The organism is Phenylobacterium aquaticum (assembly GCF_947378715.1).
GTDB lineage: Bacteria > Pseudomonadota > Alphaproteobacteria > Caulobacterales > Caulobacteraceae > Phenylobacterium > Phenylobacterium aquaticum_A.
Window position 1 is genome coordinate 1 of record NZ_CANCLE010000023.1, and the last position, 13,532, is coordinate 13,532.

A 13,532-nucleotide genomic window follows, 5' to 3' on the forward strand; every position below is an offset into this window, starting at 1 on the left:
CTGGCCTAGAGCCGCCTGGACGATTAGAGGGGCGCGGATGGACCACCATCCGCCCCTTCGCTCCTTTGGCCGCATCAAGTCGCGGACCATCAAGCCCCGCCAGGCCGCCCTCATGGACAGCCTGCTGCCGGAAATCCGCTGTCCTCAGGCCGCCTTCGATCCCAGGACCCTGGCGCCACAGGCGGCGCGGGTCTGGCTGGAGATCGGGTTCGGCGGCGGCGAGCACATGGCCGCCCAGGCGTCCCGCGACCCGGAGGTGCTGATCCTCGGCGCCGAGCCCTTCCAGAACGGGGTGGCCAGCGCCCTGCGCCACATCGATGAGCGGGGCCTGGCCAATGTGCGGCTGTGGGACGCCGATGTCCGCGAGCTGATCGCCCACCTGCCGGACGCCTGCCTGGACCGGATCTTCATCCTGTTCCCCGACCCCTGGCCCAAGGCGCGGCACAACAAGCGCCGGCTGGTCAATGCCGAGCTGCTGGTCGAGCTGGCGCGGGTGTTGAAACCGGGCGGGGCCCTGAGGTTCGCCACCGACTGGGCCGACTATGCCGACTGGACCCTGGAACGCGTCCTGCGCGATCCGGCCTTCAGCTGGCCGGCGACGCGGGCCTGCGACTGGCGGGTCCCGCCCGCCGACCACATCACCACCCGCTACGAGGAAAAGCGCCTGGGCGACTGCGCCCCGGTGTTCCTGGATTTCGTGCGTCAATAAAAGGGCGCGTCATCCCCCGGTCGCTGCGCGGCCGGAGGATGACGAAGCGGGGTCGGGCGATCAGCCCTTGGCCGCGACCTGGGCGTTGTGGCGCTCGATGCCTTCGCGGATCAGGGCGCCGGTCTCTTCCGGATCGGCCCAGCGGACGATCTCGACCGACTTGCCCTTTTCCAGGTCCTTATAGTGCTGGAAGAAGTGGGCGATCTGCTCGGTGAGGATCGAGGGCAGGCCGCGCCACGAATCCACGCCGGCATAGAAGGGGTGCAGCTTGTCGACCGGCACGGCCAGCACCTTCTCGTCGCCGCCGGCCTCGTCGACCATCATCAGGCAGCCGATCGGGCGCACGCGGATCACCGCGCCGGGGACCACGGGGGTTGGGCCCACCACCAGCACGTCCATCGGGTCGCCATCGCCCGACAGGGTGTGGGGGATGAAGCCGTAATTGCCGGGATAGAACATCGCCGTGTGCAGGAAGCGGTCGACGAAGATGGCGCCCGACTCCTTGTCGAGCTCATACTTCACCGGCTCGCCGCCGCCGGGGATTTCGATCACGGCGTTGACGTCATAGGGCGGGTTCACGCCGACGGGGATCTTGGAGAGGTCCATGGGGAGATGGCCTTTTCACACACAGGGGAAGGAAAGTGGCCGGCTTGTGGACCAAGAACGCCGCCTGGGGAAGGGGGCAGGCGACCCGGCGCCGGTTGAAGGCTTGAGCCGCGCGATCGCCCGTCCGCTCAGCCCCCCGTGACAAACCCTCTGCGCGGGCGTATATGACCCGCAACATCGTCCGTAGCGCTGGATAGCGCATACGAGCGGCGGGCTCCGGCCCAGCCGCTTTTTTGTTGGCCGGAGGGCCGGGAACTATATGCGCGGCAAGACCGCTGAAGACCGATCGCTGGTGGAAATCCTCGACCCTGTCGCGGAAGCGGCTGGCTACGAGATCGTCCGCCTGCGCCTGATGGGCAGTGACCATGCGCGCCGCCTGCAGATCATGGCCGAGACCGCGGACGGCGAGATGAATGTCGAGGACTGCGCCAAGCTGTCGCGCGCCGTCTCCGAGATCCTCGACGCCGCCGACCCGATCAAGGGCGAATACACCCTGGAAGTCTCCTCCCCCGGCGTTGACCGGCCGCTGACCCGGCTGAAGGACTTCGTCACCTATGAGGGCTTCGAGGCCAGGATCGAACTCGACCGCGTGGCCGAGGGCCGCAAGCGGTTCCGGGGCCTGCTGGTCGGGGTCGAGGACGACAATGTCGCCATCGACCTGGACGGCGAGGAGGAGACGGCGCTCGTCCCCTTCGCCTGGATCATCGAGGCCAAGCTGGTTCTGAACGACAAGCTGATGAAGCGCGGCGCCGATGAGCGCGCCCAGCGCATCGCGGCCGACCCCCAACAAACTTCCGAATAAGAGGACTTCTCCCATGAGCCTGACCGGCATCTCCGCCAACCGGCTGGAACTCCTTCAGATCGCCGAGGCCGTGGCCCGCGAAAAGTCGATCGACAAGGAGATCGTCATCGAGGCGATCGAGGAGGCGATCCAGAAGGGCGCCCGCTCGCGTTACGGCGCCGAGCACGACATCCGCGTCCATATCGACACCAAGACCGGCGAGACCACGGTCAAGCGCTTCATCACCGTGGTCCCCGACGACGCGGTCTATGAAAGCGCCGATGGCGAGACCCCGGCGGAAGAGCCGGCCGGCATCCGCCGTCTGTCCGACGCCCTGCGCGACGACAAGACCGCCGTGGTCGGCAAGGTCTATGAAGAGATCCTGCCGCCCTTCGAGTTCGGCCGGGTCCAGACCCAGATGGCCCGCCAGGTGGTGACCGGCAAGGTCCGCGAAGCCGAGCGCGAGCGCCAGCACGAAGAGTTCAAGGACCGCGTGGGCGAGATCGTCAACGGCACGGTCAAGCGCGTCGAATACGGCAACACCGTCGTCGACCTGGGCCGGGGCGAGGGCATCATGCGCCGCGACCAGTCGATCCCGCGCGAGAACTTCAATATCGGCGACCGGATCCGCTGCTACATCTATGACGTCCGCCGCGAGGCCAAGGGCCCGCAGATCCTGCTCAGCCGCGCCCACGGCGGTTTCATGGCCAAGCTGTTCGCCCAGGAAGTGCCGGAAGTCTATGACGGGGTGATCGAGATCCGCGCCGTGGCCCGCGACCCGGGTTCGCGCGCCAAGATGGCCGTGGTCTCAAATGACAGCTCCATCGATCCGGTCGGCGCCTGCGTCGGCATGCGCGGGTCGCGCGTTCAGGCGGTGGTCGCCGAACTGCAGGGCGAGAAGATCGACATCATCCAGTGGAGCTCGGACGAGGCGACCTTCATCGTCAACGCGCTCGCCCCCGCCGAGGTCTCCAAGGTGGTGATGGATGAGGAAGACGAGCGCGTCGAAGTGGTCGTGCCCGACGAACAGCTGAGCCTCGCCATCGGCCGCCGCGGCCAGAACGTCCGCCTCGCCTCCCAGCTGACCGGCTGGCAGATCGACATCATGACCGAGAGCCAGGAGAGCGAGCGCCGTCAGCGCGAGTTCACCGAGCGCACCGCCCTGTTCCAGGAAGCGCTCGACGTCGACGAGGTCATCGCCCAGCTGCTGGTCACCGAGGGCTTCGCCACGGTGGAAGACGTGGCCTATGTGGAGAATTCCGAAGTCGCGGCCATCGAGGGCTTCGACGAGGACACCGCCGAGGAGATCCAGGCCCGGGCCCGCGACTTCCTGGAGAAGGAAGCCGCCGAGCTGGACGCCAAGCGCCGCGAGTTCGGCGTCGAGGACGGCCTTCTGGAGATCGAGGGCGTGACCCTGCCCATGGCCGTGGCCCTGGGCGAAGGCGATGTGAAGTCGGTCGAGGACCTGGCCGGCCTGATCCCCGACGACCTGCGCGGCTGGTTCGAGAACAAGGACGGCGAACGGGTTCGCGAGCCGGGCATCCTCGAAGCCTTCACCCTGGACGCCGCCGACGCCGAGGCCCTGATCATGCGCGCCCGTGTCGCCATGGGCTGGATCGAGGCCCCGCCGACCGTCGTCGAGGAAGAGATCGAGGTCGAGCTGTCGGAAGAAGACCGGCTGTTCGGCGTCCCCGGATCGCGGCCGGCCGCTGCTGCTGCGGCGCCTGCCGAGGTCGAGGCTGAAGCTGAAGCTCCGCCCGAGACGGAGGCCTAAAGCCTGAGCGTGACCGAAGCGATCGTCCCCACCTCCGCGCCCCCGCCCGGGGCGGCGTCCCCGTCTGAGCCGGGTAAGGGTCCGCACCGGACCCTGGCGGAGGCCGCGCGCGAGCGGCGCGACGTGGTGACGGGCGAGGTCATGCCCGAGGAGCGCCTGATCCGCTTCGTGGCCGGGCCCGACGGGACGGTGGTTCCCGACCTGGCGCGCAAGCTGCCCGGCCGGGGAATCTGGGTGGCGGCGGACCGCGCCTCGGTGGAGACGGCGGCCCGCAAGGGCCTGTTCGCCCGCTCCGCCAAGGCCAGGCTCACCGCGCCCAAGGACCTCGCCGACCAGGTCGACCGGCTGTTGCTGCGCCGGGTGTTGGACGGACTGGGCCTTGCCAAACGGGCCGGCGATCTTATCTCCGGCTTCGAGAAGGTCTCGTCCGCCCTCAACAGCGGCAAGGCCGCCTGGCTGATCGAGGCCAGTGACGGCGCCCCGGATGGCCGCCGCAAGATCATGGCTGTGGCCCGCAAGTCACCCCGTCAGGCCCGAATGATGGCCGCCTATTCCGCCGAGGAATTGGGTTTGGCCTTGGGGGGCGAGAATGTGATACACACCGCCTTCCTTGCGGGGCGTGGCGCCGATCGCTGGACTTTCGAGGTCCTGCGGCTATCAGGCTTCCGCCCGCTCCTTCCCGAGAGTTGGCGCGAGGAGCCGTGACATGAGGCGGGCGGAACAACCTTGTTCCGCGCGCCTTCAGGTATTTGACGAGCCCGGGATTCGCCCGGGGTGAAGTAAAGCGAGCGCATGAGCGACGAGAACGACAACGGCCGACCCTCCGCCCCCGGCGGACGTGCGCCCCTGACGCTGAAACCCCGCGCTGTCGGTGGTTCGGTGAGCGCGGGCACCGTGAAGCAAAGCTTCAGCCATGGCCGATCCAAGACGGTGGTCGTCGAGACCAAGCGGGCGCGCCCGCACGCCGCGCCGGGGGGAAACCTCGCCGCGCCGTCGTCCGCTGAGAAGCGCGTCTTCACGCCGCCGCCCGCCGCCCCGCCGCGCACCGGTCAATCCGCCGGCGACGGCAATCTGTCCGCCGAAGAGCGCATGGCCCGCCAGCGCGTCCTCGAGGCCGCCGCCCAGGCCCGTCAGGTCGCCGAGCAGCAGGCCGCCGCCGAGCGCGCCCGCGCCGAAGCTGCGGCTCAAGCCGCCGCCAAGGTCGCCGCCCCGGCGCCCGCGCCGGAAGCCCCCAAGGTCGAGGCGCCCGCCGCGCCCAAGGTCGAGGCCGTCGCGCCGCCGACCCCCGCCCCTGCTCCCGCACCGGTGGCCCAGGCTCCGGCGGCCCCCGCGCCCGTCGCCCCCGCTCCTGTTGTCGCCGCCGCGCCGGTCGCCCCGGCCGCCGTGGTTCCGCCCCGCCCGGTCGCCGCTGCGCCGGCCGCGCCGGTGGCGCGCGCCCCGGCCGCCCCGACCCACGCCCCGCGTCCCCAGGCTGATGGACCGCGCGCTGCGCCCCAGGCCGGCCAGACCCGCAGCTACGAGCCGTCCCGCGAACGTCGCGACGACCGGCCGTCCACCACCACCTATCGTCCCGACCGCTCCGCCGGCCGCTTCGAGAACGCCAATTTCGGCCAGCGCGCGCCGCGCACCGACGGCCCCGGCGCTGGGTTCCAGCGTCCGGCCGCCGACCGCCCGCAAGGCGATCGGCCCCAGGCCGACCGGGGTCCGCGTCCGCAGGGCGACCGCCCTCAAGGCGACCGTCCGCAGGGCGATCGCGGTCCGCGTCCGGCCTCGGGCGATACGGTTCGCTATTCGGCCCTGGCCCCGCGCCCGGCGCCGGGTCGCGACGGCGCCCGTCCGGGCGGTCCGCGTCCGCCGGGTCGCGGCGCTGTGCCCAACGCCCCGCCGGCCACGCCGGAAATCCAACGCGCCGCCCGCCAGGCCCCCCGGCCCGGCTCGGCCAATCTCGACCGTCGTCCCGACGATGATGACGATACGCGCCGCAAGGCGGCGAACGCTCCGGCCAACAAGGCGATCAGCCGGGTCAAGGGCGCGGCTCAGCGTCGTGAGGGCCGTCTCACCATCCAGGCCGTGGCCGGTGACGATGAGGGCGCCGTCGAACGGATGCGCTCCCTCGCCTCGGTCCGCCGGGCGCGCGAACGCGAACGTGAAAAGCGCAAGGGCGGCGGCCAGGAGCAGGCCCGTGCGGCCCGCGAGGTCATCATTCCCGACGTCATCACCGTGGCCGAACTGGGCAACCGGATGGCCACCCGTGGCGTCGACATCATCAAGTTCCTGATGCGTCAGGGCGTGATGCTGAAGATCAATGACGTGATCGACAACGACACCGCCGAGCTGGTGGCCACCGAATTCGGCCACACCGTCCGCCGCGTGTCGGAAGCCGACGTCGAAGAAGGCTTCATCGGCGGCGAGGATGTCGACGATCACCTGCTGCCGCGTCCCCCGGTCGTGGCGGTCATGGGCCACGTCGACCACGGCAAGACCTCGCTGCTGGACGCCCTGCGTTCGGCCGATGTCGCCAGCGGCGAACATGGCGGGATCACCCAGCATATCGGCGCCTATCAGGTGCGTCTGGAAACCGGCGAGTCCGTCACCTTCCTCGACACCCCCGGCCACGCGGCCTTCTCGGCCATGCGGGCGCGCGGCGCCGATGTGACCGACATCGTGGTGCTGGTGGTGGCCGCCGACGACGGCGTCATGCCCCAGACCATCGAGGCCATCCAGCACGCCAAGGCGTCTGGCGCCCCGATCATCGTGGCCATCAACAAGATCGACAAGCCGGGCGCCGATCCGACCCGGGTCATCAACGAGCTCTTGCAGCATGAGATCGTCGCGGAAAGCCTGGGTGGCGACACCCAGATGATCCAGGTCTCGGCCACCCAGAAGCTCGGCCTCGACGACCTGATCGAAGGCATTCTGCTGCAGGCCCAGCTGCTGGACCTGCGGGCCAATCCCGACCGCACCGCCGATGGCGTGGTGATCGAGGCCAAGCTCGACCGGGGCCGTGGCGCGGTCGCCACCGTGCTGGTCAAGCGCGGCACCCTGAAGCGCGGCGACATCGTCGTGGCCGGGGCCAATTTCGGCCGCGTCCGCGCCCTGTTCAACGAGCGCGACGAGCAGCTGCCCTCCGCCGGTCCCTCCGTGCCGGTGGAAATCCTCGGCCTCGACGGCACGCCTGCGCCGGGCGAAGCCTTCGCCGTGGTCGAGAACGAGGCCCGCGCCCGCGAGCTGACCGACTACCGCACCCGTCTGAAGCGTGAGAAGGCCGGCGCGCCGACCAATGCCGGCGTGACCATGGCCGACTTCATGGCCAAGCTGCAGGACAAGAAGGTCTCGGAGCTGCCGGTCATCATCAAGGCCGACGTCCAGGGATCCGCCGAAGCCATTGTCGGCTCGCTGGACAAGATCGGCACCGACGAGGTCCGCGCGCGGATCATCCTGTCGGGCGCCGGCGCGATCAGCGAAAGCGACGTCATGCTGGCCAAGGGGGCGAATTCGCCGATCCTCGGCTTCAACGTCCGCGCCTCCAGCCAGGCCCGCCTGCTCGCCGAGCGCGAGGGCGTCGAGATCCGCTATTACGCGGTGATCTACGACCTGATCGACGACATCAAGGCCGTGCTCTCGGGCATGCTGGCGCCGGAACAACGCGAAACCTTCCTGGGCAACGCCGAGGTCCTGCAGGTGTTCGACATCACCAAGGTCGGGCGTGTGGCCGGCTGTAAGGTGGTCGAGGGCACGGTCCGCAAGGGCGCCCGCGTCCGGATCATCCGCAAGGACATCGTGGTCCTTGAGCTCGGCACCCTGCAGACGCTCAAGCGCTTCAAGGACGAGGTCAACGACGTCCAGTCCGGCCAGGAATGCGGCATGTTCTTCCAAGGGTTCCAGGACATCAAGGAAGGCGACACCATCGAGTGCTTCACCCTCGAAGAGGTCAAGCGCAGCCTCTAGGCCGTCGCGGTCGGCATCGAAATCTGAAAGGGCCTCCTCGAAAATCCGAGGGGGCCTTTTTCGATATATCGAACCAGCCGTGAGAACCCCTTCATCTGCTGCCTCAATCGCCCTGGCCAAGGCCATCAAGACACCCCATTTCCGGACTATCCCACCGCTGGGGTCATAGGAGATCAAAGTGCGGCTCTTTCTGGTGATCGCCCTGGCGCTCGGCCTCTCGGCCTGCGCCACCGCCCAGCGGCTCTCCGCCGCCAACGATGTCCACGCCCTGCTGGTCTCGATCCGCGACAATGACAGCGCCGCCTTCGACGCCCATGTGGACCGCGCCGCCCTGAAGGCCGAGATCGAAAGCCGACTGGTCGACCGCACCCGCGAGATGAAGGGCAAGGACAGCTGGAAGGCGCTGGGCGCCATGCTGGCCCCGGCCCTGGCCGACATCGCCGGCGACGCCCTGGTCCAGCCCAAGGTGTTCCGCCAGGTGGCCGAATATTACGGCTACAAGGCCTCGACGCCGCTGCCGGGCGCCATCGCCATCGCCGGCTCCTTGAAGCCGCTGGACGATGGTCGGGTCTGCGCCACCAAGTCCAAGAACGGTCCTTGCATGCTGGTCTTCACCCAGACCGCCGGGGTCTGGAAGCTCTCGGGCTTCGAGGGCGACATTTCCATGCTGCGCATCAAGCTCTGATGCCTCTAAGCTCGTCCCCAGACCTAGGGGGACGAGATGGGCTACGAAGCGGCGCTTTCCGACTACGAGAAGATCGAGTTCACCGACGGCCCCTGGACCCGGCCCTATTACCGCCGGGGCTCCGGCCCCGCAGTGATCATCATCCATGAGATCCCGGGCCTGCACCCCCTGGTCGTCGCCTTCGCCGACCGGGTCGCGGCCCAGGGCATGACGGTCTATCTGCCCAGCCTGTTCGGCGAGCCGGGGCGGCCGGTCTCCACCGGCTATGCGCTGGGCGCCATGTTCAACGCCATCTGCATCCGCCGCGAGTTCAATGTCTGGCAGTCGGGCAAGTCGAGCCCGGTGGTCGAGTGGCTGCGGGCCCTGGCCCGCAAGGCCCATGCCGAGTGCGGCGGCAAGGGCGTCGGCGCGGTCGGCATGTGCTTCACCGGCGGCTTCGCTCTGGCCATGATGACCGAGCCCAGCGTGGTGGCCCCGGTCCTGTCCCAGCCCTCCATGCCCATGGCCGCCGGGTCGAAGACCCGCGCCGCCGGCATCGACGCCTCGCCCCGCGAGATCGCCTGCGCCAAGCAGAGGTTCCAGGACGAGGGGCTGTCGATGATCGGCCTGCGCTTCAAGAGCGACGCCCTGGTCCCCGACGCCCGGTTCGACACCTACCGGCGCGAGTTCGGCGACAAGTTCGAGGCCATCGAACTGGAGGACGAGGACGCCCGACCCTCGGAGCGTCCGCCCCATTCGGTCCTGACCGTCCACCTGAAGGAGGACGGCCCCTCCAAGGCCGCCGAGCAGCGGGTCATCGCCTTCTTCAAGGAGCGCACCGGAGCCTGACGGTGGACAAGGGCGCGGCCTCGCACTAGAAGCCGCGCCTTCCCTGAGGGCGCGTCCGATCCTCGCCTCAGGCTCATCGAGGCCGAGATCCCATGAAACGTCCTATCAGCCGGGGCCGCCCCGCGCCCGCCGGCCCCTCCCAGCGCCAACTCCGCGCCGGGGAACTGATCCGCCACGCCCTGGTCGAGATCCTCCACGAGGAGGACTTCGCCGATCCGGAACTGGAGGCCGTGTCGGTGACCGTCACCCAGATCCGGATGAGCCCGGACCTGCGCAACGCCAACTGCTTCGTCGAACCCCTGGGCGGCGGTCACGCCTCTCAGGTGGTCAAGGCCCTCAACCGTCACGCCAAGTTCCTGCGCGGACGCCTGGGCCGGATGATCGACATGAAGTTCACCCCGGCGCTGAAATTCCACCACGACGAAAGCTTCGACGAGGCCACCCGGATGAGCCGACTGTTCGATGATCCGCGCGTGCGCCAGGACATCGAGGCCCCGAAAGGCGATGACACCCACGACGACAGCGACGCCTGATGGCCCGCCGCAAGAAGGGCGACGCCGTCTCCGGCTGGATCTGTCTCGACAAGCCCTATGACCTGACCTCGACCCATGCCGTGGGCCGGGTGCGCCGGCTGTTCAACGCCCAGAAGGCCGGCCACGCCGGCACGCTCGACCCGCTGGCCACCGGCATATTGCCGATCGCGCTGGGCGAGGCGACCAAGACCGTTCCCTTCCTGGTCGACGCCGACAAGGCCTATCGCTTCACCATCGCCTGGGGCCGCACCACGGCGACCTATGACCGCGAGGGCGAAGTCATCGACCAGTCCGACGTGCGTCCCGACCGGGCCGCGGTCGAGGCGGCCCTGCCGGCCTTCGTCGGCGAGATCATGCAGACCCCGCCGATCTATTCGGCCATCAAGGTCGACGGCGAGCGGTCCTATGACCTGGCCCGGGCCGGCGAGACGCCGGAGCTCAAGCCCCGGCCGGTGGTGGTCCACATGGCCCGGGTGGCCAAGGTCCCCGATATCGACCACATCGAGATCGAGATCGAGTGCGGCAAGGGCACCTATGTCCGGGCCATCGTCCGCGACCTGGCCCTGGCCCTGGGGGCCTGCGGACATGTCAGCGCCCTGCGCCGCACCCGCGTCGGACCCTTCACCGAGGACCGAGCGATAACGCTGGAATTGCTGGAGGAATTCGGGCATAAGGCCGCGCATCTGGAGCACCTGCTTCCGGTTGAGACCGCCCTGGACGACATCCCGGAGCTGGCCGTAACCGCCGAAGACGCTTTCAGATTAAAGCAGGGACGACCGATCGTTCTCGTTCCCCGACAGGTCGAAGCCTTGAAAGCCCGGCTCACGCCCGGCTCTCGAACCGTTTCAACCATGGCCGGTGGCGTGATGATCGCGCTCTGCGAGATGCGTGCGGGCAAGCTCGAGCCCACCCGGGTCTTTCATCTGGACAAGAGCGGAGACTAACCGATGTCGATCACGACCGACCGCAAGGCCGACCTCATCAAGTCCCACGGCCGCACTGAGGCCGACACTGGCAGCGCTGAAGTGCAAGTGGCGATCCTGTCCGAACGGATCGCCAATCTCACCGAGCACTTCAAGATGCACAAGAAGGACAACCACTCGCGTCGGGGCCTGCTCAAGCTGGTTTCCCACCGCCGTTCGTTGCTCGATCACCTGAAGAAGTCCGACGAGGGCCGCTATCAGTCCCTGATCGAAAAGCTGGGCCTGCGTCGCTAAGACCATGGTCGGCCCCCGGGAAACCGGGGGTTTTGCGTATCAGGCACAGATCTAAAGCGCCGCTTTCCCCGTGATAGGCCGGGGCAAGGCGGCGAACCGGATTCCTTCGGATGGAAGCCGGCCACTACACGCCGAGGGTTCAACGAGATCCTCACCGCCTATCGTCTGGAGAGGATTTCGGAAGTCCGACGCCCTGTCCGCCCCCGCCGGGAATACGCCCGCGGGTCGAGAAAGAAGAGAAAATGTTCGACATCAAAAGAAAGACCATCGAGTGGGGCGGTAAGACGCTGACCCTCGAGACCGGCCGCATGGCCCGTCAAGCCGACGGCGCCGTCCTGGCCACCTATGGCGAGACCATGGTCCTGGCCACCGCCGTCTTCGCCAAGAGCGCGAAGCCGGGTCAGGACTTCTTCCCCCTGACCGTGAACTATCAGGAGAAGTTCTACGCCGCCGGCAAGATCCCCGGCTCGTTCCCCCGCCGCGAAGGCGCGCCGAGCCAGAAAGAAACCCTGACCTCGCGCCTGATCGACCGTCCGATCCGTCCGCTGTTCGTCAAGGGCTTCAAGAACGAAGTCCAGGTGGTCTGCACCGTGCTGGCCCACGACCTGGAAAATGATCCCGACATCGTCGCCCTGGTCGCGGCCTCCGCCGCCCTGGTGATCTCCGGCGCCCCGTTCATGGGCCCGATCGGCGCGGCCCGCGTCGGTTATGTCGACGGCGAATACATCCTGAACCCGACTCTCGACGAGATGAAGGACAGCAAGATGGACCTCGTGGTCGCCTCGACCAACGAAGCCGTCATGATGGTTGAGTCCGAGATCCAGGAACTCAGCGAGGACGAAGTCCTCAAGGCCGTGATGTTCGCCCACAACGGCATCCAGCCGGTGATCGACGCGATCATCGAACTGGCCGAACACTCCGCCAAGGAGCCCTTCGAGTTCACCCCGGACGACACCGACGCCATCAAGGCCGACGTGAAGAAGCTGATCGGCAAGGATCTGGCCTCGGCCTACAAGATCATCGCCAAGGGCGAACGCCAGATCGCGGTCGGCAAGGCCAAGGCCAAGGCGACCGAGAAGTTCGGCAAGTCCGACGCCAACCCCACCGGCGTCGCGCCGGACAAGCTGGGCGGCGTGTTCAAGGAACTGGAAGCCGACGTCGTGCGTCGCAACATCCTGGACACCGGCATCCGCATCGACGGCCGCACCGTCGACAAGGTCCGCCAGATCGTCTCGGAAGTCGGCGTCCTCAGCCGCGCCCACGGCTCAGCCCTGTTCACCCGCGGCGAAACCCAGGCCCTGGTCGTGGCCACCCTGGGCACCGGCGACGACGAGCAGCTGATCGACGCGCTGGAAGGCAAGTACTACGAGAAGTTCATGCTTCACTATAACTTCCCCCCCTTCTCCGTGGGGGAAACCGGCCGCATGGGCGCCCCTGGCCGTCGCGAAGTCGGCCACGGCAAGCTCGCCTGGCGCGCCATCCGCCCCATGCTGCCCAGCCAGGAAGACTTCCCCTACACCATCCGCCTGGTCTCCGAGATCACCGAGTCCAACGGCTCGTCCTCGATGGCCTCGGTCTGCGGCTCCTCGCTGGCCCTGATGGATGCGGGCGTGCCCCTGAAGAAGCCGGTCTCCGGCATCGCCATGGGCCTGATCCTGGAAGCCGACGGCTTCGCGGTTCTGTCGGACATCCTGGGTGACGAAGATCACCTGGGCGACATGGACTTCAAGGTCGCCGGCACCGAGGACGGCATCACCTCGCTGCAGATGGACATCAAGATCGCCGGCATCACCGAAGCGATCATGAAGCAGGCGCTCGAACAGGCGAAGGGTGGGCGTCAGCACATCCTGGGTGAAATGGCCAAGGCCATGGAAGCCCCCCGCGCCGAGCTCGGCGAACACGCGCCGAAGATCGAAACCATCAAGATCGCGGTCGATAAGATCCGTGAAGTGATCGGTTCGGGCGGCAAGGTGATCCGTGAGATCACCGCCGAAACCGGCGCCAAGATCGACATCGGCGAAGACGGCACGATCAAGATCGCGGCCGCCGAGCAGTCCAAGATCGACGCGGCCAAGGAGTGGATCAAGTCCATCGCCTCGGAACCGGAGATCGGCCAGATCTACACCGGCAAGGTCGTGAAGATCGTCGACTTCGGCGCCTTCGTGAACTTCTTCGGCGCCAAGGACGGCCTGGTTCACGTCAGCCAGATCTCCAGCGAGCGCGTCGGCAAGGTCTCCGACGTCCTCCAGGAAGGCCAGGCCGTGAAGGTCAAGCTCCTGGGCTTCGACGACCGGGGCAAGACCCGCCTGAGCATGAAGATCGTCGACCAGGAAACCGGCGAAGATCTCTCCAAGAAGGAAGGCGCCGAGACCGAAGAGGCTTAAGCCTCCTCACTCAGCACTGAAATCGAAGGGCGGCCGCAGCGATGCGGCCGCCCTTTTCGTTGGTCGG

12 protein-coding genes are annotated in these 13,532 nt (G+C 68.0%); 11 read left to right on the forward strand and 1 reads right to left on the reverse strand.

The features are described from left to right. Positions 1–37 precede the first annotated feature (37 nt). Complete coding sequence (gene trmB, locus Q7P21_RS05110) at positions 38–709, forward strand: tRNA (guanosine(46)-N7)-methyltransferase TrmB (protein ID WP_304176072.1); 672 nt, start codon at positions 38–40, stop codon at positions 707–709. Between the two features lie 60 nt (positions 710–769). Here trmB and ppa read toward each other — a convergent pair whose 3' ends face one another. After that, positions 770–1,315, reverse strand: a complete 546-nt coding sequence (gene ppa / locus Q7P21_RS05115; protein WP_304169161.1) for an inorganic diphosphatase — start codon at positions 1,313–1,315, stop codon at positions 770–772. Between the two features lie 259 nt (positions 1,316–1,574). Between ppa and rimP the strand changes: the two genes are divergently transcribed. The 10 genes from rimP to pnp all read left to right on the forward strand — a co-directional run bounded on the left by rimP (position 1,575) and on the right by pnp (position 13,465). After that, positions 1,575–2,117: a ribosome maturation factor RimP gene (rimP, locus tag Q7P21_RS05120; protein ID WP_304169164.1), complete on the forward strand. Its 543-nt coding sequence runs from the start codon at positions 1,575–1,577 to the stop codon at positions 2,115–2,117. A 13-nt stretch (positions 2,118–2,130) separates the two neighbouring features. Beyond that, on the forward strand, positions 2,131–3,870 hold the full coding sequence (nusA, locus tag Q7P21_RS05125; RefSeq protein ID WP_304169166.1) for a transcription termination factor NusA: 1,740 nt from the start codon (positions 2,131–2,133) through the stop codon (positions 3,868–3,870). A 93-nt stretch (positions 3,871–3,963) separates the two neighbouring features. Next, positions 3,964–4,575: an RNA-binding protein gene (locus Q7P21_RS05130; protein WP_304169193.1), complete on the forward strand. Its 612-nt coding sequence runs from the start codon at positions 3,964–3,966 to the stop codon at positions 4,573–4,575. An 87-nt stretch (positions 4,576–4,662) separates the two neighbouring features. Further along, the gene (infB, locus tag Q7P21_RS05135) at positions 4,663–7,818 is read left to right on the forward strand and encodes a translation initiation factor IF-2 (RefSeq protein ID WP_304176074.1); all 3,156 of its coding nucleotides are present in this window, start codon (positions 4,663–4,665) and stop codon (positions 7,816–7,818) included. A 178-nt stretch (positions 7,819–7,996) separates the two neighbouring features. Then, positions 7,997–8,503 (forward strand): DUF2939 domain-containing protein, encoded by a 507-nt coding sequence (locus Q7P21_RS05140; protein WP_368670069.1) that lies wholly within the window; start codon positions 7,997–7,999, stop codon positions 8,501–8,503. Positions 8,504–8,539: 36 nt separating this feature from the next. Next, positions 8,540–9,331: a dienelactone hydrolase family protein gene (locus tag Q7P21_RS05145; protein WP_304169173.1), complete on the forward strand. Its 792-nt coding sequence runs from the start codon at positions 8,540–8,542 to the stop codon at positions 9,329–9,331. A gap of 92 nt (positions 9,332–9,423) precedes the next feature. Then, a complete protein-coding gene (gene rbfA / locus Q7P21_RS05150) occupies positions 9,424–9,864 on the forward strand; it encodes a 30S ribosome-binding factor RbfA (RefSeq protein ID WP_304169175.1) in 441 nt (146 codons plus the stop codon). Beyond that, complete coding sequence (truB, locus tag Q7P21_RS05155; protein WP_304169179.1) at positions 9,864–10,808, forward strand: tRNA pseudouridine(55) synthase TruB; 945 nt, start codon at positions 9,864–9,866, stop codon at positions 10,806–10,808. The genes rbfA and truB overlap by 1 nt, the downstream gene beginning before the upstream one ends. 3 nt (positions 10,809–10,811) lie before the next feature. Beyond that, entirely contained in the window at positions 10,812–11,081 is a 270-nt protein-coding gene (gene rpsO, locus Q7P21_RS05160; protein WP_304169182.1) for a 30S ribosomal protein S15, read from the forward strand. Positions 11,082–11,323: 242 nt separating this feature from the next. Then, the gene (pnp, locus tag Q7P21_RS05165; protein WP_304169185.1) at positions 11,324–13,465 is read left to right on the forward strand and encodes a polyribonucleotide nucleotidyltransferase; all 2,142 of its coding nucleotides are present in this window, start codon (positions 11,324–11,326) and stop codon (positions 13,463–13,465) included. The last annotated feature ends 67 nt before the right edge of the window (positions 13,466–13,532 follow it).

What these genes read in the sequence shown, in the direction of transcription:
- pnp (WP_304169185.1), top strand. Translation starts at nt 11,324, where the DNA reads ATGTTCGACATCAAAAGAAAGACCATCGAGTGGGGCGGTAAGACGCTG.
- ppa (WP_304169161.1), bottom strand. Translation starts at nt 1,315, where the DNA reads ATGGACCTCTCCAAGATCCCCGTCGGCGTGAACCCGCCCTATGACGTC.
- Q7P21_RS05145 (WP_304169173.1), top strand. Translation starts at nt 8,540, where the DNA reads ATGGGCTACGAAGCGGCGCTTTCCGACTACGAGAAGATCGAGTTCACC.
- truB (WP_304169179.1), top strand. Translation starts at nt 9,864, where the DNA reads ATGGCCCGCCGCAAGAAGGGCGACGCCGTCTCCGGCTGGATCTGTCTC.
- trmB (WP_304176072.1), top strand. Translation starts at nt 38, where the DNA reads ATGGACCACCATCCGCCCCTTCGCTCCTTTGGCCGCATCAAGTCGCGG.
- infB (WP_304176074.1), top strand. Translation starts at nt 4,663, where the DNA reads ATGAGCGACGAGAACGACAACGGCCGACCCTCCGCCCCCGGCGGACGT.
- rpsO (WP_304169182.1), top strand. Translation starts at nt 10,812, where the DNA reads ATGTCGATCACGACCGACCGCAAGGCCGACCTCATCAAGTCCCACGGC.
- nusA (WP_304169166.1), top strand. Translation starts at nt 2,131, where the DNA reads ATGAGCCTGACCGGCATCTCCGCCAACCGGCTGGAACTCCTTCAGATC.
- rimP (WP_304169164.1), top strand. Translation starts at nt 1,575, where the DNA reads ATGCGCGGCAAGACCGCTGAAGACCGATCGCTGGTGGAAATCCTCGAC.
- rbfA (WP_304169175.1), top strand. Translation starts at nt 9,424, where the DNA reads ATGAAACGTCCTATCAGCCGGGGCCGCCCCGCGCCCGCCGGCCCCTCC.